Below are 22,594 nucleotides of genomic sequence, written 5' to 3'. Positions count from 1 at the left end.
GACGAGACGAGAAGGAGTCGGCAGATGGCGGTGATAGCGGACGGCGCGATGTCCGGCGGGGAAGCGAGGCCCGAGCCGGAGGCGCCGCCCCGGGACCGCGAGCACGGCGGACCGGTGCCGGCGAAGCGGCGGCAGATCAGCCTGCGAGTGCGGCTCAGGCGGGACAGGTCCCTGCTGATCATGATCGTCCCGACCATGCTGGTGCTGCTGGTCTTCAACTATCTGCCGATGTTCGGGAGCGTCTCGGCGTTCGAGTACTACGACCCCATCTACGGGTTCTTCCACAGCAACTTCATCGGTCTGCAGAACTTCACCCAGCTGTTCGGCGACTCGGCGTTCTGGCACGCGTTCGAGAACACCCTGGTGCTGAGCCTGGTGCAGCTGGTGCTGTACTTCCCGATCCCGATCGCGTTGGCGGTGCTGCTGAACACCGTGATCAGCACCAAGCTCCGGTCCTTCATCCAGGCCGTGGTGTACCTGCCGCACTTCTTCTCCTGGGTACTGGTCATCACCATCTTCAACCAGATGCTCGGCGGCGCGGGTCTGCTCAACCAGTTCCTGCGCCAGCACCACATGGCGACCTGGGACATCATGACCAACGGTGCGGCGTTCAAGTACCTGATCACCGCCCAGGCGGTGTGGAAGGAAGCGGGCTGGGGGATCATCGTCTTCCTGGCCGCGCTGGCCGCCATCGACACGGCGCTGTACGAGTCGGCCGCGGTGGACGGGGCGGGCCGCTGGCGCCGGATGTGGCACATCACGCTGCCCGGGATGCGCGGCATGGTCATCCTGATGCTGGTCCTGCGGTTGGGCAACGCGCTCAACGTCGGGTTCGAGCAGATGCTCATCCAGCGCCAGGCGGTCGGACCGCAGCACGCCGAGGTCCTGGACACCTTCGCCTACTACTACGGCATCACCGGCAACAACTTCGGCTACGGAGCGGCGGCCGGCCTGTTCAAGGGCGTCATCTCCCTGATTCTGATCTTCGCGGCCAACAAGATGGCGCACAAGCTCGGTGAGGACGGGTTGTACCGGAAATGAGCACACTCGAACCCCTGATCAGCCGCCGCACCAAGCCGGGCGCCGGCGTCCCCCGCAAGCGCGCCAAGGGTCGCGCCGTCTGGGAGGAGCAGCCGAGCTTCATCGGCCAGTTCGGCAAGGGCGCGGTCCTGACCGTCGTGGTACTGGCGGTCGTCCTGCCGCTCTACGCCATCGTTCTGACGAGCGTGTCCAGCGAGGGCGCGATCACCCGCGCCGGCGGCAGTCTGGTGTTGGTGCCCGACGGGTTGAGCCTGTCGGCGTACCGGGAGATCTTCTCCAACGGTGTGGTCACCCGCGCGGTGCTGGTCAGCGTGGGGATCACGGTCGTCGGCACGGTGGTGTCGATGGTGCTCAGCATCCTGTGCGCCTACGGCCTGTCCCGGGCCCGCTCGGTCGGGCACCGGTTCTTCCTGGGCGCGATGATCTTCACCATGTTCTTCAGCGGCGGCCTGATCCCCGGTTTCCTCGTGGTCACGCAGCTGCACGGCTACGACCAGTACTGGGCGTTGATCCTGCCCAGCTGCATCTCGGTCTTCAACATCTTGATCATGCGCGGTTTCTACCAGGCCACCGCACGGGACCTGATCGACGCGGCCCGGATCGACGGCGCGGGGGAGTGGCGCATCCTGTGGTCGGTGGTGCTGCCGACGACCAAGGCGGTGACCGCGGTGATGACCCTGTTCTACGCGGTCGGGTATTGGGGCTCGTGGTTCAACACCCTGCTGTACACGCCGTTCGACAACAACAAGTGGCCGCTGTCGTACGTGCTCTACGAATACGTCAACCTCGGCGCGAAGATGCCCGGCATGGACTCCGGCGGCTCCGGGGCCGACATCCAGCACCAGGCGGCCGCGCCGTTCGCCATCTCCATGGCCGTGGTCGTGCTCACGCTCATCCCGATCCTGGTCGTCTACCCCTTCCTGCAGAAGCACTTCACCAAGGGCATGCTCACCGGCGCCATCAAGGGCTGAACCGCCGAACCGCCGAATTGCCGAACCGCCAAACTGCTGGACGACGCCCGGCCACGGGCTGCGTGAAAGGAACGATCACCATGCCATCGCTCGGCGACGCCACCGGCGGCCGGATCCTGTTCGGCGGCGACTACAACCCCGAACAGTGGCCGCGCGACGTCTGGGAGGAGGACGTGCGGCTGATGCGCGAGGCCGGCGTCAACCTGGCCACGGTCGGCGTGTTCTCCTGGGCGCTGCTCGAACCCCGGCCCGGCGAGCGCGACTTCGGCTGGCTCACCGACGTGCTGGACCTGCTGCACGCCAACGGCATCGGCGTGGGGCTGGCCACGCCGACCGCCTCCACGCCGCCGTGGATGGGCCACCGCTGGCCCGAGACGCTGCCGCGCAACCCCGACGGGACGGTCCGGACCTACGGCTCGCGCAACGCCTACTGTCCGTCGTCCCCGGTGTACCGGGCCTTCGCGGACGCGATCAGCGCCGATCTGGCCTCCGTCTACGCGCACCACCCGGCGCTGCGGATGTGGCACATCGGCAACGAGTTCGGGACGGTGTGCTATTGCGATCAGTGTGCTGAGCGCTTCCGGCACTGGCTGCAGGCCAGGTACGGGGACCTCGACGCCCTGAACGAGGCCTGGGGGACCGCGTTCTGGTCGCAGCGCTACTGCGAGTGGGACGAGGTCATCCCGCCGCGCCAGGTCCAGTACGTCATCAACCCCACGCAGGACCTCGACTACCAACGCTTCGCCTCCGACCTGCTGCTGGAGCGCTTCAACGCGGAGCGGGACATCGTGCGCGGCGCCAACCCCGCGGTCCCGGTGACGACCAACTCCATGCCCTTCTTCAAGGCGGCGGACCTGTGGGCCTGGGGTGCCGAAGAGGACTTCACGGCGCTGGACTCCTACCCCGACCCCAACAGCCCGCAGGCCGCGTGCGACGGCGCGATGGCCCAGGACCTCATCCGCTCGGTCGGCGGCGGCAAGCCGTGGCTGATGATGGAGCAGACCCCCGGCCGCGCCGGATTCCGGCACGTCGCGACCCCGAAGCGGCCCGGCCTGAACCGCCTGTGGTCGCTGCAAGCTGTGGCGCGCGGCGCCGACGGGATCCTGCACTTCCAGTGGCGCGCCTCCAAGCAGGGGGCCGAACGCACCCACGGCGCGATGCTGCCGCACGCCGGCCCGGACTCGCGGATCTTCCGCGAGGTGTGCGACCTGGGCAAGGAGCTGGGCGACCTGACCGACGTGCCGGGCACCGCGGTCGCCGCCGAGGTCGCGATCCTGCTGGACTGGGACTCCTGGCGCGGCGTCGAGCTGGACCACCAGCCGCACAGCGGATTCCGCTACGTCGACCGCATCCGCGAGTACTACACGCCGCTGTGGAAGACGAACGTGACCGTCGACTTCGTGCATCCCGAGGCGGATCTGAGCCGCTACAAGCTCGTCGTGGCGCCGAACCTGTATCAGGTTTCTGACACGGCCGCCGAGAACGTGACCGGCTACGTCCGCGGCGGCGGGCATCTGGTGCTCGGCCCGTTCTCGGGCGTGTCGGACCCCGATGAGCGCATCCGGCTCGGCGGCTACCCGGCGCCGTTCCGCGACCTGCTGGGACTGCGGATCGAGGAGTACTGGCCGCTGCCGGACGACGAGCCGCTGACGCTGCGCTCGGAGCTGTTCGGCGACTTCAGCGCGCAGTCGTGGGCCGAGTGGCTGACCGCCGGCGCGGGGACGGCGGTCGCCGAGATCGCCTCCGGGCCGCTGGCCGGCATCCCCGCCATCGTGCGCAACGCCTACGGTGCGGGCACGGCTTGGTACGTGGCGACGCTGCCCGAGGAGCGCGTGATGGCGCGGCTGCTGGAGCTGGCCTGCGAACAGGCGGGCGTCGAATCGGTTCTACCCGGCCTCCCGGAGGGGGTCGAGGCGGTGCGGCGCGGGGAGTTCGTGTTCGTACTCGATCACGGCAAGGGAACGGTCGAGATCAGGTCAGCCGCACTGGCGGCTGTATAACGCGCGCAGTGAAGGCGGACACCACGGGGACGTGGTCCCGCCTCCGCCTTCGTGCCCGTTGGACGGATAGACGCTGATCTCCGGCCGAGACAGTGGTCGTGTATTCGGTGCCGCTGATGCCTCGGCGAGCGATTCCAGTGTGGGCATCAGGCTGTTGTTGCCGGCGGCGCGGTGCTCTCCCTGACCGCGAGCGTGGTCGCCATCTCCACGCCTGTCTGCGTTGGCTGTTCGCCGCGTCCCAGGCTGAGTGCGAGCTCGGCGGCGGCTGCGGCCATTTCGGCCAGCGGCCGGTGCACAGTGGTCAGCGGCGGTTCCACCCATGCTCCGACCGGTAGGTCGTCGAACCCGATGACGCTCAGGTCCTCCGGGATGCGCAGCCCGGCTTCGCGAGCGGCGCGGTAGACGCCCAGTGCCTGCAGATCGTTGGAGGCGAAGATCGCGGCGGGCCGGTCGGCGCGCGCCAGGAGGCCGAGCGCGGCGGCGTGGCCGCCCTCGCGGGTGAGCGGGGCGTCGACTACGAGGTCCGGATCCGTGGGAAGGCCGGCGGCTTGCATCGCGGAGTGGAAGCCGGCCAGGCGCGCGCGGCAGGGCAGTTGGTCCGAGCTGATGACGGCGATGTGCCGGTGGCCGAGCTGGATGAGGTGCTTGGTCGCGGTCTGGCCGCCGCGCCAGTCCGTGGCGCCGACGAACGGGACGTCGTCCGGCAGCTCGGTGGCCGGGTCCAGGACCAGGAACGGTATACCGCGGGTTGTGAGCAGGTCGCGCTCGGCCTTGGACAGCCGGGCCACCGCCAGCACGGCCCGCGGGCGGCGCTCGACGAGGTCGTCCACGGCGGTGGCGGCGGTGGTGGTGGCGGCGGCCGGCCCGGACTCGGAGATCACGACGCCGAACCGGTGCTTGCGTGCGACCTGCTCGACGCCGCGGATGACCTCGACCGCCTGCATCCCGGCCAGTTCGTGGAACACCAGCTCCAGGATGTCGTTGCCTTTGGCCGGCGGTTTGCGGTAGCCCGAGCTTTCGATCAGTTCCTCGATGCGTGCCCGGGTCTGGTCGGACACTCCTGACCGGCCGTTGAGGACCTTGGACACGGTCGGCACTGACACGCCCGCCGTCTCCGCGATGTGCGCGATGGTCACGGAGCCCCGCTCGCGCTGTCCTCCCAGGTCCGTCACTTGCCTCTCCTCGTCCGCCACGCCCTATTCATACACGAACGGGGTCGGGTGCGGTTCTTTCAAGCCGGGAGCTCAGGGGCGCACTTGCACGACCACGACCGAGTAGGCCGGCACCGTCTGGCTGGTGGCGCGGCCGCCGGCCGCCGATGTGATCGAAGTGCCGTTCTTCAGGTACGTGTACACGGTCGGCGTGCACGAGCTCGGGATGAAACCGTGGTAGTCGAGCTTCACCTTGGCGGCGTTGTTCGGGTCCTTGTTGATGAGCATCACGTCCACGTCGCCGTCGGCACGCTTCACCGCGTGCACGGACAGCAACGGTGTCGAGCTGCCCGCGGACACCAGGGTGTCACCCGGTGAGCCGAGCTTGGAGATCATCTCGGTGCCGAAGTAGGTCGGGAAAGGGGTGTTCAACGCCGGCTCGCAGGAGGCGCCGCTGGAGACCACGCCGCCGTCGTTGTAGTCGGTGGCGCCGTCGACCGTCGTGAGGTTGGTGCAGTCTGTGCCGTTGTGGAGGTCCCACCAGTCGATGGTGAAGGCGCCGTTCTCCATGAGGGTGAGGTACTGGTCGGGTGCGAACAGACCCTGAGGGGCGGTGTCGCTGTAGTGGGGGCCGCCGTTGGTCTCGGTCACGGCGATGCCGACGTTGGGTGCGTTGGCTCCGGCGTACTGCGTGATGAGCGAGTGCACGGCGTTCATCGTCGGCGGGTCCACGGACTGGGGTTTCGTGAGCATGTCGGCTTCGCTCGTGCTGCTGGGGTAGATGTGGACGATCACGAAGTCGATCTTCGGGCCGGCGATCGACATGACGGTCTGGTTCCAGTCCTGGGTGTCGCCGGGGCCGACGATGCCGTCCGGCCAGGACCCGGGCGGAATGAGCACGGCGCCGATCTTGATGGTCGGATCGACGGCCTTCATCGCCGAGATGAACTGCAACAGGTTGGTGGCGTAGGTCGTCGCACTGTGGCTGGCGTGGAGGTCGGTCTCCCATTGGGCACCGTATTCGCCGTTGCCGGGGATCTCGTTGCCGATCTCCCAGTACTTCACGCCGTAGCCCTTGGTGACGTTCGCGTATCTCACCCAGGCCGCGGCTTCGTCCGGGGTGCCGGAGCCGTAGTTCGCGGTGATGATCGGCTGAGCCCCGGCGGCGCGCACGGTGGCCATGTACGCGTCGAAGCCGGTGTTCGGGGCGATGAAGGCGCCGCCTTCGGCGGTGCCGGTCTGCCAGTGGTAGATGTCGGAGTAGCTGCCGCCCGGATATCGAACGGCGTTCATGCCCGCGGAGCTCAACAGTCCGGGGGTCGCCGAGCCGTTCATGTTCGCGTCGTAGACCGCTGCGTTCGTTCCGACGCCTGCTGACGGGATGGTCGCCAGCGCCTGGCCGGCGTTCACCGTGACGGACACGGCATCGGTGGCGGCGGACGCCGGTGGCGTCACCGCCGCTACCGCGCCCGCCGAGGTCAGCACAAGGGCGGCGGCGAGGCGGAGGAATCTGGTGCGGACAGGTCTGGGCATGGCCTCTCCAAGGGGACGGGATTCGGATTGGTGTGGCGCGACGGGCGGCGGAAGTTTCGCCAACATGTCACGAATGTTTCTTAGCTCGAAGCTAGCGACCGGCGGGAAGTCGGTCAAGGATGTAGCTCGTCGACGGCGCTAGAGTGTCAGTCCCGCAGCCGGATGGAGGGAGATTTATCAGGTTTTACGGTGGCTCTGCATGCCTGTGAGTTGTTAGAAAGCGGCGACCAGATCTCGGAGAAACTTTCTTGACGCTGAAGGTGGGGATCGGTCAGAATCGACCGTGACCGAGATATCAACGTTCTCCTGGGGCCACGCGGCGCTGCGCGTCGAGTTCCTCGTCGATTCCGCCCGTCGGGTGCGCATCGTCGGCCTGGGCCCCGACGCCCCGGTCGGTTCGCCGGCCGCGCCTGCCGACGACCCGGCACGCGCGGAGTTGCCCAGGTCTGCGGGGCTTCCGCTGATCGAAGTACACGTGACGGGGTACGGGCGGTGGCTGGCCAATGAGCGCTTCATCCAGACCGTGGTCGGAGAGCGTCTGGCGTATCAGGGCCACGAGGAATACCACGAGGACGGATGGCTGGTGTTGCGGGTCGACCTGGCCGATCCGGAGTCCGGTCTGGCCGCCGAGGCCTTCTTCCGGACGCTCGTCGGCGTCGGCGCCGTCCAGACCTGGAGCCGCCTGACCAATCGGGGTGAACACCGGCTGACCCTGGACGCCGTCACCAGCTTCACGCTCGGCGGCATCGTGGACAGCGGCGGCCACGTGGCAGGGCTGGACTTGTGGTCCGCCGAAAACGAATGGCTCGCCGAAGGACGCTGGCAACGGCGTGCGTTGCGCGAGGTGCTCGTCGACATGAACCACGGCCGGCACCGGCAGGAAGGACGCAGCAGCGCCTGGCGTGCGAGTCAAGGTACGTGGTCGACCGGACGGCACCTGCCGATGGGAGCGATCACTGCCCGCGACGACAGCCGCACTCTGCTGTGGCAGCTGGAGAATCCCGGAGGATGGCGCTGGGAGGTCGGCGAATTCGCCGAAGCGGCTTACGTGGCGCTGCTCGGTCCGACGGACCGGGACCATCAGTGGCGGCAGGCGCTCGATCCGGGCGAGGCGTTCACGACCGTTCCGGCCGCGGTCGCCATCGGTGCCGCGCCGGGTGGTGGTGGTGACGGCACAGGGGGATTCAGTGAAGCGGTCGCGGCCATGACCGTCTACCGCAGAGCTCTGCGGCGTCCGCACCCCGACGCTGAGGGCTTGCCGGTCATCTTCAACGACTTCATGAACACGGTCATGGGCGACCCGACCACCGAGCGCCTGCTGCCCTTGATCGACGCTGCCGCGGAGGTCGGCGCGGAGTGCTTCGTCATCGACGCCGGCTGGTACGCCGGCGAGGAGGGGTGGTGGGACCTGGTCGGCGCGTGGGAGGAGTCGGCGACCCGCTTCCCGGCGGGGCTCAGCGAGGTCGTCGACCGGATCCGGGATCGCGGGATGGTTCCCGGGTTGTGGCTGGAACCCGAGGTGATCGGCGTGCGCAGTGGGCCGGCCGGCAGCCTTCCGCGGGCCGCCTTCTTCCAGCGCGACGGCGAGCGCGTCGTCGACAACGGCCGGTATCACCTCGACCTGCGGCATCCGGCGGCCGTCGAGCACCTGGACGCCGTCGTCGACCGGCTCGTGGCCGACTACGGCGTCGGGTACTTCAAGCTGGACTACAACGTGAACCCGGGGCCGGGCACTGACCTCGGTGGCAGCGCCGGTGTGGGCCTGCTGGGCCACGAGCGGGCGCTGCTGGACTGGCTCGACGGGGTCCTCGACCGTCATCCGGGCCTGACGCTGGAGAACTGCGCCTCCGGGGGCATGCGCAGCGACTACGCGATGCTGTCGCGTCTGCAACTGCAGTCGACGAGTGACCAGCAGGAGCACTATCGCTACCCGGCGATAGCCGCCGCCGCGCCGGCCGCCATAGCTCCGGAGCAGGCCGCGAGCTGGACGTATCCGCAGCCTGAGTTCGGCGCCGACGAGAACGCGTTCGCGCTGTGCAACGCGCTGCTCGGCCGCGTCCACCTTTCCGGGAATCTGGATCGGATGGCGCCGGAGCAGCGTGCTCTGGTCGCCGACGCGATCGCCGTCTACAAGCGGATCCGCGCGGACATCCCGGCCGCGGTGCCCTTCTGGCCGCTGGGGTTGCCGGGCTGGACCGATCCCTGGATCGCGCTGGGGTTGCGTGGTAGGGCGAGGACGTACGTGACGGTGTGGCGCCGTCCGGGCGAGGAGTCCGCTGCCGAGCAGGTGCTCCTGATGCCGCACTTCAAGGGCCGCGATCTGGACGTCAGCGTCCTGTTTCCGCAGGACACGAAGAGCGTGATCGATTGGAGCCCGGGAACAGGTGAGCTGACTGTGCAGCTCTCTGCGCCCGGGACCGCCTGTCTCATCGCAGTCGTTTGAGGCAGCGGTGATCGGGCACGCGGAGCCCTCGTTGCCCTCGGCGGTCTCGTACTGAGGCCACCGTCATCGGCGAAGAGAAGGAGTGTGACCTGTGAGTACCGTTGAAGCGTCTGTGGAAGTCGCCGTCCCGATCGACACCGCCTACAACCAGTGGACCCAGTTCGAGTCCTTCCCGCATTTCATGAACGGGGTGGAGCGGGTCCGCCAGTTGGACGACCTGCACAACCACTGGGTGGTCAAGGTCGGCGGTGTCACGCGCGAGTTCGAGACCGAGATCACCGAGCAGCGGCCGGACGAGCGCATCAGCTGGAAGACCGTGGCCGGCGACGTCCAGCAGGCCGGCAACGTCAGCTTCGAGCGCATGGACGACACCCACACCCGCGTCACCATCCAGCTGGGGTGGGAGCCGACGGGACTGGCCGAGAAGGCCGGCAGCGCCGTCGGACTGGACACCCACCAGGTGAAGGCCGACGCCCAGAGGTTCAAGGACTTCATCGAGGACCGCAACACCGAAACCGGTGCCTGGCGCGGCGAGGTCGGCCCGCAGACACAGCACGGCTCGACCGGACGCGACCCGATGTGATCTGTCTCCGGTAGCGGCACATGGAGAAACCTTCGGGCTCGGTCGCCCCCGCAGCGGGGGCGACCGAGCCCGAAGCGTGTCAGCACGTCAGCGCTGCTGTCGCGCCGTGTTCGACTCGACCGTTTCCTCCGTCTTATCCGGGGCATCAGCGAGCGCATGATCAAGATCGGCTACACGATGATGACCGAACAAGCCGGCCCTCGACAGCTGGTCGAGGACCTCGTCGGCGCCGAAAGGGCGGGCTTCGACTTCTCCGTCGCGTCCGACCACTACTTCCCCTGGCTGGACGAGCAGGGGCACGCGCCTTACGTGTGGAGTGTGCTGGGCGCCGCGGCGCAGGCCACCTCGCGGATCCCGCTGATGACGTATGTGACGTGTCCGACCTTCCGGTACCACCCGGTGGTGGTGGCGCAGAAGGCGGCGACGGTGCAGTTGTTGTCGCAGGGGCGTTTCCGCCTGGGGCTGGGTTCGGGGGAGAACCTGAACGAGCACGTGGTGGGGCGCGGCTGGCCGGCGGCGAGCGTACGCCAGGAGATGCTGACCGAGGCGGTCCAGATCATCCGGCGGTTGTTCGACGGCGGCTACGTGACGCACCACGGCGAGCATTTCCAGGTCGAGGCCGCGAAACTGTGGGACCGTCCTGACACCCCGCCGCCGATCGGCCTGGCCGTGTCCGGGCGCGACTCCTGTGAGCTGGCCGGCCGGCTGGCGGATGTGATGATCGCGGTGGAGCCGAAGCCCGACCTGGTATCGATGTTCGAGGCCGAGGGCGGCCGGGGCAAGCCGAAGGTCGGCCAGCTCCCCGTGTGCTACGACACCGACCGGGACCGGGCCGTGGCCCGCGCGCACGAGCAGTTCCGCTGGTTCGGCGGCGGCTGGAAGGTGAACGCCGAGCTGCCCGGGACCGCGGGGTTCGCCGCGGCCAGCCGGTTCGTCCGCCCCGAGGACGTCGCCGAGTCGATCCCGTGCGGGGACTCGGTGGAGGACTTCGTCGAGGCGGTGCGGCCGTACGCCGAGGCCGGCTTCACGGAGGTGGCGCTGGTGCAGGTCGGAGGCGACGCCCAGCAGCCCTTCCTGGACTGGGCCGAGAAGACACTGATCCCAGCATTGCGCGAGCTGTGAGGCGGCTATGACATCTGCTTCGAAGACGGCCACGGCCACGGCCGCGCTCCTCGATCTCGACGGAACCCTCGTCGACACCAACTACCAGCACGCGATCGCCTGGTTCCGGGCGTTCCACGACCACGGGATCGTGCTGCCGATCTGGCGCCTGCACCGGCACATCGGCATGGGCGGCGACCAGTTCGTCGCGGCGGTGGCGGGGGAGGACGCCGAGCGTGACTTGGGCGAGGAGGTACGCAAGGACCACAGCCGCCACTTCCACGAGCTCATCGGCGAGGTCGAGCTGATGCCCGACGCGCGGCGTCTGGTGCGGGTGCTGCACGACCGGGGTACCCCGGTCGTCCTGGCCAGCTCGGCCGGCAAGGAGGACCTGGAGCACTTCCGCTCGATGCTGGAGGTGGACGACCTGTTGGCCGGGGCGACGTCGAGTGCCGACGTCGAGGCCGCCAAGCCGGAGCCGGACATCATCTGCGCGGCGCTGGAGAAGGTTCCGGATGCCGAGCGGCCGGTGATGATCGGCGACTCGACCTGGGACTGTGAGGCCGCCCGCCGGGCGGGTGTCGCGTCGGTCGCGCTGCTGACCGGCGGTTTCTCGGAGCAGGAGCTGCGTGAGGCCGGGGCTGCCGCGGTGTTCGCCTCGATCGGTGAGCTGCTCGACGGGCTCGACCGGACGCCGTTGGCCTAGCCGACGCTTCTGCTCGCTCAGGTGACGGTTGTTCAGCCAGAGAGAGGACATCCCGGCGTCGGCGGCCAAACAGGGCGAACGTCTTCTGCTGTGGCACTACGCGGGACCTGCTTGGGTGCCTTGGCGGAGTTGCTCGTTGAGCCGGTGGGCTTCCTGCAGTTGGTCTTCTAGAACGATGATGCGGCAGGCGGCGTCGATGGGGGTTCCGGTATCGACGAGTTCGCGGGCGCGGGCGGCCAGGCGCAGCTGGTAGCGGGAGTAGCGGCGGTGGCCGCCTTCAGAGCGCAGCGGGACGAACAGTTTGGCTTCGCCCAGGGCTCGCAGGAAGGCGGGGGTGGTGCCGATCATCTCGGCGGCTCGGCCCATGGTGTAGGCCGGGTAGTCGTCGTCGTCCAGCCGGTCGGCCGGGGTCGGGTCGATACTGTCTGTCACTTGCACCTCATCTGCGCCGGAACGCGGTAAGGGGCCCGGTGCCGTACGGCACCGGGCCCTGAGGGACTTAACACCATCTGCCTACCGACATGACGTCGGCTTACTTTTCCGCGCGGGGCTTATGCCGTGGCGCGGGGATCTCGGACTGCTGACCGGGGACCACCTTCCAATCCGGGGCCTGAACTGCCCACCCGGACACGATGTGCCGTCCGGGCGATCCTGATGATGGTGTTTCCTCCTGTTCTCTACGGGTTTTACTGACCGGGTACTACACATGCGGTACTGCTCGGCAGCTCCGGGCTCGTCCCGGCTGTCGGTTCCTGCGCCTGTACTGCTGGCTTCGGAACCCCATTGCCGTCTTGCTCGCGCCAGTTCGTGTCTGTCGCGCCTATCGACTGCTTGCTGTGCTTACGAGAGAAACCATACCCACACGGATCGCGAATGTCTACACCGGCGGCTATAGATTTTCGCGAGCGGTCGGGTGAGGTGTGCTCCGTTCGGTGCATGCCCTGGCAGCCTTCGTCGCCGCCCGATCTGCCGCATACCGGTCCACTGGCGCTGGCGTCAGGGCGACCAGGAACGGGTGCCTTTGGATCTGTACGGCCAGTTCGGTCAGCTCGGCCTGCATCGCGGTGAGGGTGGCACGCTGCTCGTCGGTCAGCTGCATCTTCCCTGTAGCGATGTCCATCGAGCCCGGCAGCGTCTTGACGAATTGAGCCTGTTGGGCGTCCAGAACCAGGAAGCGGTACTTGAGCTCGATGAGGTCGTCAGGGATCTCCGGGGCCGGCGTGTCTGCCATGACGCCGCGCTCCTTTCTCCTGGCTCATTCCTGTCGAGACACCCCGGGCGCTGGCGGGACGCGGGGTCAGTCGTGCAGGCGGATCGTCGGCCCGACGCGGATGTGCGGGCCGGTTGATGGCGGGGTCCGGGTGTGGATGACGGTCGGCCCGGCGATGAGCGGGGCCTGGCCGTGTTCGGATCCGCTGTTGGTGTGTTCGTGCGCGCCCGGGCTGGGCCAGGCGGCGGTGTCGGGTGTCGCCTGGGCGCGGGTGCGGTCGTAGGCGGCGCGTTTGGCTGGGTCGTGCAGGATCCGCCAGGCGGTCACGACCTGCGTCAGGCGTTCGGGGCTGGACTCGCGCCCGGTCGCGTGCGCCGTGGCGGCGTCCGGGTGCAGGGCGCGGGCCAGCTGCCGGAAGGCGGCCTTGATCTGTTCGGCGTCGGCGTCGGCGGCGACGCCGAGGATCGCGTAGAAGTCGGGGTCCATCATCGCTCCGGCCGGTCTACCGGTGGCCGCCGGAGAGGGAGGGGGCGGCCACCGCCAGACGTGGGATGGCGTGTCGTTCGGCACGCCGCTCGGATCAGGCGTTGATCGCCTTCTTCTCCCCGGAGGTGGTGATCTCGACCTTGCGGGGCTTGGCCTTCTCGGCGACCGGGATGCGCAGGGTCAGCACGCCGGCGTCGTAGTCGGCCTTGATGCTCTCGGTGTCGAGGGTGTCGCCGAGGAACAGCTGGCGGGAGAACGCGCCCAGGGGCCGTTCGGAGATCTCCACCTTGGCCTCGCCCACCGCGGTGGGACGGCGCTCGGCCTTGACGGTGAGTACGTTGCGCTCGACGTCGACGTCGATGGCGTCCAGGGACACGCCGGGCAGGTCGAAGCAGACCACGAACTCGTCGCCCTCGCGCCAGGCGTCCAGGGGCATCGGGTTCGGGCGGGACCAGGTGCCCGCGGCGGTGGTCCCGAGGAGCTGCTGGGCGATGCGGTCCAGGTCACGGAACGGGTCGGTGCGCATCAACATGGGGGTCACCTCCAGGTGAGTGGTCGACCATGGGGGTCGACTCGCTGACACACACCGGTATAGCATGTCATCGGAACGACGACAAGTGATGGCGTCGCCGAGGAGATGACGCGATGAAGGAATCACCGAACAGCCAGGCCACGCCCGGTGCCGCCGAGTTCGACACCGGCGCCGCCCTGGGACAGATCACCGCGGCGATGCACGCGATGCACGCCCCGGCCGGTCTTCTGGGAGCCCCGCCGCCGGCGGCGTTGAGCGCGAACCAGGTGCTGGGCGCCTTAACGCTGCTGCGCGAGCTGCGCACGGAGATAGCCGGCTGGGAACCGCAGCTGATCGAAGCCGCCCGGGCGTTGAACACCAGCTGGGCCGATCTGGCCCCGGCCCTGGGCGTCGCCAGCCGGCAGGCCGCCGAACGACGCTACCTACGGCTGCGCCCCGCCGCTGACGGAGCGGAAGGCACCGGAGACCAGCGGGTCGCCGCCGAGCGGGACCGGCGGGCCGGTGACAAGGCCGTCGCCGGGTGGGCCCGGGACAACGCCGCCGGGCTCCGCCAGCTGGCCGGGCAGATCGGCGCCCTGACGGACCTGGGCGAGCGCGCCGACGAAGACCTCGCCGCGCTGCACACCGCCCTGGGCCGCGACGACGCCGCGGACCTTTTGGGGCCGCTGGCCGACACCCGAGGCCACCTGGCCTCCGGCCATCCGGGCCTGGCCGAGCAGGTCGGGGCCCTGGACGCCAGCATCGCCGAAGTCCGCGCCGCCTCCGACCGCAGCCGCCGGCCCGGCACGTAAGCGCCACGCGGAAAGTCACGTCTATGGCAGTCGCGTCTATGACAGGAGGGTTGATCATGGTGCGTTTCGAGTCGTTCATGGAGCAGGTGATCGATCGCGGTGAATACCGCAGCCCTGATGAGGCGGACCGAGCCGCCCGGGTGGTGCTGGCACTGCTGGGCGCGCACCTGATCGGCCGCACCCGCGCGCAGCTGGCCGCGTCGCTGCCGGAGACGTTCGCGTTGATCCTGCTCAACCCGCTGCCGGCCGCCCAGCCGCTGAACGCCGAGCGTTTCGTGCGCGCCACCGCCGCCTGGATCGAAGGTGCCACCGAGGCCACGGCGCTGTGGGACATCGGCGCGGTGCTGTCGGTGGTGGCCGACATCGCGGGTCCCGACCTGATGACCCAGGTGCTGCTGCAACTCCCCGCGGACTGGCCGCCACTGTTCGGTATGCCCGAACCCGCCGACACCGCCTGAACCCACCAACGGCTGGCCCGCCAGCCCCACTCTGTTGATCAGATCTAGCCCCGAGAGGAAACCCGCCGGTGGAAAGCAGCGTCCAGACCCTGGAGTTCCAGGCCGAGACCCGTCAGTTGTTGCAGTTGGTGATCCATTCGATCTACTCGAACAAGGACATCTTCCTGCGCGAGTTGATCTCCAACGCCTCCGATGCCCTGGACAAGCTCCGCCTGGAGTCGCTGGTCGACTCCGACCTCGACGCCGACACCTCCGACCTGCACATTGTGCTGGAGGTCGATAGGGACGCGCGGACGCTGACTGTGCGTGACAACGGGGTTGGTATGGCTCGTGAGGAGGTGGTGGAGCTGATCGGCACCATCGCCAAGTCCGGCACCGCGAGCCTGTTGGAGAAGGTGAAGGCCGCTAAGGATGCTGAGGCGGCGCAGAGTCTGATCGGGCAGTTCGGTGTCGGGTTTTATTCGGCGTTCATGGTCGCTGACAAGGTCACGCTGCGTACCCGCCGCGTCGGCACCGCCGAGGGCACCTTGTGGGAGTCCGACGGCGAGGGCACCTACGACATCTCCACTGTTGAGGGCCTGCCGGTGGGTACCGAGGTGACGCTGCACCTGAAGCCAGCGGACGGTGAGGACGGCCTGGCTGACTATCTGGCTGAGTGGAAGATCCGCTCGATTGTGAAGCAGTACTCGGACTTCATCCGCTGGCCCATTCGGATGGCGGTCGAGCGCGGCCAGGAAGATGGCGTGTCCGTCACCGAGATGCAGACGCTGAACTCGATGAAGGCGCTGTGGGCCAGGGCCCGCGCCGAGGTGTCCGAGGAGGAGTACCACGAGTTCTACAAGCAGATCAGCCACGACTGGACCGACCCCGCCGAGATCATCCACATGCGGTCGGAGGGCACCTTCGCGTACGACGCGCTGCTGTTCATCCCCTCCCAAGCCCCCTTCGACCTGTTCTCGCACCAGACCAAGCGCGGCGTGCAGCTGTACGTCAAGCGGGTGTTCATCATGGATGACTGCGAAGCGCTGGTGCCGAACTACCTGCGCTTCGTCAAGGGCGTCGTGGACGCCCACGACCTGTCGCTGAACATCTCCCGCGAGATCCTGCAGCACGATCGGCACATTCGCGGCGTGCGCAAGCGCCTGGTCAAGAAGGTCCTCGGCACCGTCAAGGACATGCAGGCGAACAACGCTGAGGGCTACGCCAAGCTGTGGGACCAGTTCGGCCGGGTTCTGAAGGAAGGCCTGATCGAGGACCCGGACAACACCGAGGCGCTGCTGGAGGTCATCTCGGCCGCCTCCACCCACGATGCCGAGGCGCCGACCACGCTGCGCGAGTACGTGGAGCGGATGAAGGACGGCCAGGACGCCATCTACTACCTCACCGGCGCCACTCGTGCCGCGGTGGAGAACTCCCCGCACATGGAAGCCTTCGCGGCCAAGGGCTACGAGGTCCTGATCCTCACCGACCCGGTCGACGAGGTCTGGGTCGACCAGATCAGCGAGTTCGACGGCCACCGCTTCCAATCCATCGCCAAGGGCCAAGTCGACCTCGACGACCAGGACGACAGCGGCGACGACAACGAGAAAGCCCAACGCGAGGCCGAGTTCGCCACACTGCTGCCCTGGCTCGCGGCCACCCTGTCCACCCAGGTCAAGCAGGCCCGGCTGTCCTCCCGCCTCACCACCTCAGCGGCCTGCGTCGTCGGCGACGACCACGACATCACCCCGCAGCTGGAGAAGATGTACCGGGCCATGAACCAGCAGATCCAGCCCGTCAAACGCATCCTGGAGATCAACCCCAAACACCCGCTGATCACCGGCCTGCGCGACGCCCACACCAAGAACCCCGACGACCCGGCCCTGCCCGAACTCGCCGAGATCATCCTGGGCACCGCACTACTCGCCGAAGGCGGCGACCTGCCCGACCCCGCCCGCTTCGCGAAACTGCTCACCGACCGCCTGGCCCACACGGTGTAGCGACACCTACGGCCACAGCACGCACGCGGTGCGGCCCACCCGACCAACGGGCCGCACCAGCCGCTCAACCACCAGCCCCACGCTCAGCCGCGAACCACTCCCGTGACCACCATGACCGTGTCAATGGTCGCCGTCCCCACCATGAGCAGCCGCCATCATCTGCTGCCCGCGCTGGAGGCGGCCGTCCACGCCTCCCGCGAGGCCCACGAAGCCACCCTTTCCCACACCGACACAGTTCTGGCCTGCCAGCACCTGCCCGCCGAGATCTACCAGTACGCACCCCACCTGTCGCACGCCACGAACACCCTCACCGCCGTCGGCCGCGCCGTGACCGTAGCCGCCGGCGCGGCCAGCGCCAACCCCACACCCGACAACCTGTACGCACTGCGCCGCGCCACCGCCGAACTGATCACCGCCACCGCCGTCCTGCGCTACCAGACCGCAGCCCTGGCGGCCGCCGCCAGCTGGTTCAGCACCCCGACCGCGTTGCCACCGCCTCTCGCGAAGCCGGGCTCGGCCGCAGGTCATGGCGGCTGAGCCCGGCGCCCTGTGTCGTCCAACCTGCTGACCAGGGATTTGCGCTCACTCCGCAGCCGGGTCTTCCACGGTCGTCCCGGTGAAGCGCCGCGTCGGACCGTCGGCGTACTCCGAGACGGCCTTGATGAACCGCTGGAAGTTCTCTCCGGCTCTGTGGAGCTCTACGGCCGCCTCGTCCGTGTACGCCTCGTTGAGGTGGAACACCAGCGGGTCGTCGGGGTCGGCGAGGAGGTCGAAGCGCAGGCAGCCCGGCTCGTCGGCCAGCGAGCCCCTGGCGTCCCGCAGGGCTTCGGTGATGAAGTCCTCGCGGCGGTCGGCGGGGACGGTGAAGCTGACGGCGAACTGATACATGGCGGGCTCCTTGGCCGGGGATGAGAGGTCGCGAGTGCGACGAAGTCCGTTCGGCAGCACCTGATCGGCGGCTCAGCTCCAGGAAAGCCCACGGGGTCCGGGCCGCGCCAATAGCCCCGTGAGGCCAGGACATAGGCTCGGGCCTATCGCGAGAGTAAGGAGCGGCCGTGTACGACCACCGGGGCGTCGAACTTCGCCATCTCCGCTACTTCGTCACCGTCGCCGAGGAGGGCACGATGACGGAGGCCGCGCGCGTGCTGCGGATCGCGCAGCCCAGTCTGAGCCAGCAGATCAGCGCTCTGGAACGGCGGGTCGGGGCCCCGTTGTTCCGCCGCAGGTCCACGGGGATGGAGCTGACCGAGGGCGGCCGGATCCTGTACGCGAGCGCCAGCCGTGCCCTGGCCGAGATCGAGTCCTCGCTGGTCCAGGCGCGCGACGCACGCCGCTTGGTCCAGGTGGGAGTCTGCGGCAGCGTTCCGGAGCACCTGCTGGCGCAGGTCGAGCGGATCTTCGCCGACGACGGAACCCTGGACGTCGAGTTCGCCGAGGCGGACTCCCAGGAGCAACTCGACCTGCTACGGACCGGCACCCTGGCCTTCGGGGTGATGCGGGTCTTCCACGCGGTCGAGGGACTGGCCACGCTGACCCTTGCTGACGAGTCGCTGGGCGTACTGCTCCGCTCCGACCACCCGCTGGCCGACCACACCGTCCTGACCTGGGCCGACCTCGCAGACCAAGAACTCCTGTGGTTCCCCGCCAGGCGCAACCCGCGCTTCGCCGACTATGTCCTGGCCCATCTCGCCGGCCACGGCTGGTCGCCACGCCTGCATGTCGTCGACGCGCACAGTCAAGCCCTGTACCGCCACCACCTGCGCAACAGCCAGAACCTGGTCACGCTGCGAGCCCGGAACGGCATCACAGCGGACGCGGGGATGGCATGGCGGCCGCTCGCGTCCGACCCGCCGCGCCAACGCTTCATCCTCGCCACGCTCGGCGACAGCCCGTTGGCGGGGCTGCTCGCTCGTCCAGGGAGCCGGTCGTCCAACGACGGCGGCATCGGCGGACGCGGTCAGCGCGCGGCGAGCCTCCCGAACGCCGCCTCGTCGGCGCTGCCGGGAGTCGAAGTCCCCTGATCCCGGTCGGCGGCTCAACCGCGAGCCCGGGTCGGCTCGGCGTCCGCGGCGATGGAGGGTGCCAGGCGGTCGTCCGGCGCTAGATCGACCTCTGCCGCGTACCTGTGAAGAAGCGTGCGCGCCGCTTAGCGGCGGCTGGCGGCCAGGACGACGAGGAACTGGCCGCCGCCCGGCTCGACGGCCGCGGTCACCGGCATTCCCGGTACCAGTCGGGAGAACCGGTCCGCCAGCCAATCCGCCGCGTCCTGGGCATCCTGCTTGGTCGGGCAGCGACCCACCACCTCGCGGCCTCCTTTGCGCTCCAGCCTCTCGGCGACGGCGATCAGCGGCGCGGGCTCGACCACGTACAGGCTGTCCGGCCAGGGGATGACCACCTGGACCGCGCCCTTGCGGGTGTTGCATGCGCGGTGCGCGAGACGCTCGGTGACCTTGGCCTTCCGATCGGCGGTCCGGCTGTCGACGCTGGGCCCCCGCGGGTCGTTCACCGACATGTCGGGGTCGACCGGTTCGTCGCATACCCAGCATCGCCAGCCGTCGCGTTCGGCCACGTCATCGAGGAGAGTCACGCGAGCAGAGTAGCCCGGCCGGCGGCGAAGGTGTCGTAGTCGTATCCGACAACGGGTTGGCTGGAGCAGCCGAATCCGCGTCGGTCGTAACTGATGACCCGTCCCCGACCGATCGCACCGGGGGAACACCCCAGTCGATCGGCGGTTGCCCGGCGGCTTTTCGTGATCTTCCCGCGAGAGGCTGGAGTACCTTTGACTTCCAGGCACGCCGGTCCGGTGGACCCGGTCGAAGGGGAGGGCGCGTGGAGCTCGTCGGCCGGGGCGAACAGCTCGGACTGCTGCGCGGCATGCTGGCTGACACCAGGACCCGGGGAAGCGCGGTCCTGGTGCGCGGTGCGCCGGGCATCGGCAAATCCGCGCTGCTGGCCGAAGCCGCCGTCGCCGCCGAAGAACTGGGATTCCGGGTGCTGCGAACGGTCGGCGTCGAAGTCGAGAACGGCCTTCCGTACGCGGGCCTTCAGCAGCTGCTGCGTCCGCTCATCCCGGAGATGGCCCACCTGGCCGCACCGCAGCGCTCGGCGTTGCGGGCCGCGCTCGGCCAGGAGGAGGCCAAGGTGCCGGACGTCTTTCTGGTGGGCCTTGCGACCCTCGACCTCGTCGCCGAAGCCGCGGTCGCCGCGCCGGTCCTGGTGCTGGCCGACGACGTGCAGTGGCTCGACGACGCCACCGTCAGCACCCTGGCTTTCGTGGCGCGGCGCGTGGCGGCCGAGCCGGTGATGATGGTGGGTGCCGCGCGGGACGGCTACGGAGCGCAGCTGAGTCCGGACGAAGTCACCACGCTGGTCCTCGACCCGCTACCGGACGCCGACGCGGCCGAGCTGCTCTCCGCCGCGGGTCCGGACCTGTCACCGGCTGCCCGCCTGCACGTGCTCAGCGAGGCCGCCGGCAACCCCCTGGCCCTGACCGAACTGTCGCGCGCCGTCGCGGTCACCGCTGACCCGCACGACGCCCGGCTGCCGCTCACCGAGCGGCTTGAGCGCGCGTTCACCGGCCGCCTCAGGACCCTGCCGGCGAACACCGAGTGCCTGCTCCAGGTCGCAGCCCTCGACGAGGGGTCGTCCCTGCCGGAGATCTTCGGCGCGACACTGCTGCTCACCGGAGCCGCCGTCGGGCCCGCCGATCTGGAACCCGCGGTCCGGGCCCAGCTGATCACCGTGGCGGGGTCCGAGCTGCGATTCGGGCATCCGCTGATGCGCTCGGCGATCCGACAGGTCATGCCGGCCGCCCGGCGCCAGGCCGCGCACGAGGCGCTCGCGAAGGTGCTGGACGGCCAGCCGGACCGCCGGGTGCGGCACCTGGCCGCCGCGATGACCGCCCCGGACGAAACCGTCGCCGCCGCCCTGCAGGACGCCGCGGACCGGGCCGTCCGTCGCGGCGCCGTCTCGGCCGCGGTCACCGCGCTCGAACAAGCCGCCGCGCTCAGTGAGGACCCCGGGCACCGCGCCGAACGGCTGCTGCGCGCCGCGGATTTCGCGGTGGAACTCGGCCGGCCGCAGACCGTGGACCGGCTGCTGGAGCAAGCCGTGACCGGGCCGTTGTCGTCCCGGCAGCACGCCACCGCGGTATGGCTTCGGGACAGCTTCGACGAAGGACTGCGCGGACACTCCTCCGGCGCCGCGTCGCTGACGGCACTGGCGCTGGAAGTGGCCGCCGACGATCCGACGCTGGCCCTTCGAATCCTGTGGAGCGCGGCGCAATCGTGCTTCTGGTCCGACCCCGGAACGGAAGGACGCCGAAGGGTTCTGGAAGCGGTCGAGCGGCTGGAACTCGACGAGCTCGATCCGTGGCGCCTGGCCATCTGCGCCTACGCCGCGCCGATCGAGCGCGGGGCGTTCGTCCTGGACCGCGCGAGCCGAGTGGCGCCCGGCCCGGGCGACGACGGCCGCGCCTACCGGATGCTCAGCACCGCGATGCTGCTGGTCGGCGGGTTCGACCTGGCGCGCGCCTTCGCGGCGGTCGGCAGTGCGCAGCTGCGCTCCCAGGGCCGGCTCGGCCTGCTCGCCCGAACGGTCGGCGCGGACGCGTGGAGCGCGATCGTCGTCGGAGACCTCGGCGCGGCGATCTCGGCGACCGAGGAGTCGCGCCGCCTCGCGCGCGAGACGGGGCAGACGATGATGTACGCGCTGATGACGGCGACCGCGGCGAAGCTCGCCGCGCTGCGCGGCGAGGCGGAGGAGTCCCAGCGCCTGGCCGACGAGGCCGAGCGGATCGGCCTGCCGGTCGGCGCGCGGCCGGTGCTCGCGACCGCGATCGCCGCGCGCGGCCTGGCCGCGCTGGGCGCGGGCAAGTTCGAGGAGGCTTTCGGCCACTTGCGCAGGCTGCACGATCCGGCCGATCCCGCCTATCAGATCGCGCTGCGGCTGACCGGTGTCGGCGACCTCGTCGACGCGGCGACGCACTGCGGCCGGGCCGCGGACGTCACGCCGATCGTGGCGCGGCTGGAGGTGGTGGCGGACGTGACCCCGGCGCCGGTCCTGCACGCCGACCTGCGCCTGGCCCGCGCGCTGCTGGCCGACGACGCCGCCGCCGGGGCCCTGTTCGAGGCCGCGCTGCGCGCCGATCTCGCCGCGTGGCCGTTGATCAGGGCACGAACCCACCTGGCTTACGGGGAGTGGCTGCGACGCCGGCGCCGCAGCGTGGACTCCCGGGAGCACCTGCGCACCGCCCGCGACATGTTCGACGCGCTCGGCGCGATCCCCTGGGGCGAGAAGGCCCGCCGCGAGCTGCGCGCGGCCGGCGAGACCAGCCGCCGCCGGGACCCGGACGCCCGCGACCGGCTGACGCCCCACGAACTGCAGATAGTCCAGCTGGCGGCCGAAGGCCTCACCAACCGCGAGATCGGACAACGGCTGTACCTGTCGCACCGCACGGTCAGCTCGCACCTGCATCGCATCTTCCCCAAACTCGGCGTCGTCTCCCGCGCCGAACTGCGAACCGTGGTCGGCGCCCCGGCGATGAACACCGTCACGTGACGCTCGCTCGCCTGTTTGACCACCGTCACGTGACGCTCGCCCCCGCCGCC

The 22,594-nt window shown here is 69.4% G+C and carries 21 protein-coding genes and 1 pseudogene; 13 read left to right on the top strand and 9 right to left on the bottom strand.

From position 1 onward, the window contains the following. Window positions 1-24: 24 nt before the first annotated feature. The 3 genes from ABH935_RS13195 to ABH935_RS13185 all read left to right on the top strand — a co-directional run bounded on the left by ABH935_RS13195 (window position 25) and on the right by ABH935_RS13185 (window position 4,012). Window positions 25-1,041, top strand: coding sequence for an ABC transporter permease (locus ABH935_RS13195; protein ID WP_370378146.1), 1,017 nt, complete (start codon window positions 25-27; stop codon window positions 1,039-1,041). Next, window positions 1,038-2,012, top strand: coding sequence for a carbohydrate ABC transporter permease (locus ABH935_RS13190; protein WP_370378145.1), 975 nt, complete (start codon window positions 1,038-1,040; stop codon window positions 2,010-2,012). The genes ABH935_RS13195 and ABH935_RS13190 overlap by 4 nt, the downstream gene beginning before the upstream one ends. An 80-nt stretch (window positions 2,013-2,092) precedes the next feature. Further along, window positions 2,093-4,012 (top strand): beta-galactosidase, encoded by a 1,920-nt coding sequence (locus ABH935_RS13185; protein ID WP_370378144.1) that lies wholly within the window; start codon window positions 2,093-2,095, stop codon window positions 4,010-4,012. Window positions 4,013-4,158: 146 nt separating this feature from the next. Here the strand turns inward: ABH935_RS13185 and ABH935_RS13180 are convergent, their stop codons facing one another. After that, window positions 4,159-5,175 carry a LacI family DNA-binding transcriptional regulator gene (locus tag ABH935_RS13180; protein WP_370378223.1) on the bottom strand — a complete coding sequence of 339 codons (1,017 nt, stop codon included), beginning with the start codon at window positions 5,173-5,175 and terminating at the stop codon, window positions 4,159-4,161. Window positions 5,176-5,256: 81 nt separating this feature from the next. Then, the gene (locus tag ABH935_RS13175; RefSeq protein ID WP_370378143.1) at window positions 5,257-6,696 is read right to left on the bottom strand and encodes an alpha-L-arabinofuranosidase; all 1,440 of its coding nucleotides are present in this window, start codon (window positions 6,694-6,696) and stop codon (window positions 5,257-5,259) included. Between the two features lie 283 nt (window positions 6,697-6,979). On the opposite strand from ABH935_RS13175, the gene ABH935_RS13170 reads away from it, so the two are divergent. The 4 genes from ABH935_RS13170 to ABH935_RS13155 all read left to right on the top strand — a co-directional run bounded on the left by ABH935_RS13170 (window position 6,980) and on the right by ABH935_RS13155 (window position 11,529). After that, window positions 6,980-9,139 (top strand): glycoside hydrolase family 36 protein, encoded by a 2,160-nt coding sequence (locus tag ABH935_RS13170; protein WP_370378142.1) that lies wholly within the window; start codon window positions 6,980-6,982, stop codon window positions 9,137-9,139. A gap of 91 nt (window positions 9,140-9,230) precedes the next feature. After that, a complete protein-coding gene (locus tag ABH935_RS13165; protein ID WP_370378141.1) occupies window positions 9,231-9,722 on the top strand; it encodes an SRPBCC family protein in 492 nt (163 codons plus the stop codon). Window positions 9,723-9,878: 156 nt separating this feature from the next. Beyond that, on the top strand, window positions 9,879-10,844 hold the full coding sequence (locus ABH935_RS13160; protein ID WP_370378140.1) for an LLM class F420-dependent oxidoreductase: 966 nt from the start codon (window positions 9,879-9,881) through the stop codon (window positions 10,842-10,844). A 7-nt stretch (window positions 10,845-10,851) separates the two neighbouring features. Beyond that, the gene (locus tag ABH935_RS13155; protein ID WP_370378139.1) at window positions 10,852-11,529 is read left to right on the top strand and encodes an HAD family hydrolase; all 678 of its coding nucleotides are present in this window, start codon (window positions 10,852-10,854) and stop codon (window positions 11,527-11,529) included. Window positions 11,530-11,625: 96 nt separating this feature from the next. On the opposite strand, the gene ABH935_RS13150 is transcribed toward ABH935_RS13155, so the two are convergent. The 4 genes from ABH935_RS13150 to ABH935_RS13135 all read right to left on the bottom strand — a co-directional run bounded on the left by ABH935_RS13150 (window position 11,626) and on the right by ABH935_RS13135 (window position 13,757). Beyond that, entirely contained in the window at window positions 11,626-11,895 is a 270-nt protein-coding gene (locus ABH935_RS13150) for a MerR family transcriptional regulator (RefSeq protein WP_370378222.1), read from the bottom strand. A gap of 523 nt (window positions 11,896-12,418) precedes the next feature. Next, a complete protein-coding gene (locus ABH935_RS13145) occupies window positions 12,419-12,760 on the bottom strand; it encodes a hypothetical protein (protein ID WP_370378138.1) in 342 nt (113 codons plus the stop codon). Between the two features lie 66 nt (window positions 12,761-12,826). Then, a complete protein-coding gene (locus tag ABH935_RS13140; protein ID WP_370378137.1) occupies window positions 12,827-13,228 on the bottom strand; it encodes a J domain-containing protein in 402 nt (133 codons plus the stop codon). 91 nt (window positions 13,229-13,319) lie between these two features. Continuing rightward, entirely contained in the window at window positions 13,320-13,757 is a 438-nt protein-coding gene (locus ABH935_RS13135; protein WP_370378136.1) for an Hsp20/alpha crystallin family protein, read from the bottom strand. Window positions 13,758-13,870: 113 nt separating this feature from the next. Between ABH935_RS13135 and ABH935_RS13130 the strand changes: the two genes are divergently transcribed. From ABH935_RS13130 to ABH935_RS13115, 4 genes are all read left to right on the top strand, one after another. After that, window positions 13,871-14,548 carry an HSP18 transcriptional regulator gene (locus tag ABH935_RS13130; protein ID WP_370378135.1) on the top strand — a complete coding sequence of 226 codons (678 nt, stop codon included), beginning with the start codon at window positions 13,871-13,873 and terminating at the stop codon, window positions 14,546-14,548. 53 nt (window positions 14,549-14,601) lie between these two features. After that, a complete protein-coding gene (locus ABH935_RS13125; RefSeq protein WP_370378221.1) occupies window positions 14,602-15,006 on the top strand; it encodes a DUF2267 domain-containing protein in 405 nt (134 codons plus the stop codon). Window positions 15,007-15,074: 68 nt separating this feature from the next. Further along, window positions 15,075-16,985, top strand: coding sequence for a molecular chaperone HtpG (htpG, locus tag ABH935_RS13120; protein WP_370378134.1), 1,911 nt, complete (start codon window positions 15,075-15,077; stop codon window positions 16,983-16,985). A gap of 111 nt (window positions 16,986-17,096) precedes the next feature. Beyond that, window positions 17,097-17,522, top strand: coding sequence for a hypothetical protein (locus ABH935_RS13115; RefSeq protein WP_370378133.1), 426 nt, complete (start codon window positions 17,097-17,099; stop codon window positions 17,520-17,522). 45 nt (window positions 17,523-17,567) lie between these two features. On the opposite strand, the gene ABH935_RS13110 is transcribed toward ABH935_RS13115, so the two are convergent. Further along, complete coding sequence (locus ABH935_RS13110) at window positions 17,568-17,873, bottom strand: putative quinol monooxygenase (protein WP_370378132.1); 306 nt, start codon at window positions 17,871-17,873, stop codon at window positions 17,568-17,570. 167 nt (window positions 17,874-18,040) lie between these two features. Here ABH935_RS13110 and ABH935_RS13105 point away from each other — a divergent pair, with 167 nt between their 5' ends. Next, on the top strand, window positions 18,041-19,006 hold the full coding sequence (locus tag ABH935_RS13105) for a LysR family transcriptional regulator (protein WP_370378131.1): 966 nt from the start codon (window positions 18,041-18,043) through the stop codon (window positions 19,004-19,006). Window positions 19,007-19,131: 125 nt separating this feature from the next. On the opposite strand, the gene ABH935_RS13100 is transcribed toward ABH935_RS13105, so the two are convergent. After that, a complete protein-coding gene (locus tag ABH935_RS13100) occupies window positions 19,132-19,572 on the bottom strand; it encodes a hypothetical protein (RefSeq protein ID WP_370378130.1) in 441 nt (146 codons plus the stop codon). Between the two features lie 2 nt (window positions 19,573-19,574). Next, a pseudogene (locus ABH935_RS13095) lies at window positions 19,575-19,673 on the bottom strand (alpha/beta fold hydrolase); the annotation flags it as partial. Window positions 19,674-19,814: 141 nt separating this feature from the next. Between ABH935_RS13095 and ABH935_RS13090 the strand changes: the two are divergent. After that, a complete protein-coding gene (locus tag ABH935_RS13090; protein WP_370378129.1) occupies window positions 19,815-22,544 on the top strand; it encodes an AAA family ATPase in 2,730 nt (909 codons plus the stop codon). Window positions 22,545-22,594: the final 50 nt, after the last annotated feature.

The sequence above is a fragment of the Catenulispora sp. GAS73 genome (assembly GCF_041262085.1).
Classification (GTDB): domain Bacteria; phylum Actinomycetota; class Actinomycetes; order Streptomycetales; family Catenulisporaceae; genus Catenulispora.
Note: the sequence above shows the minus strand (reverse complement) of the source record. Positions and strands in the feature narration are given on the sequence as shown.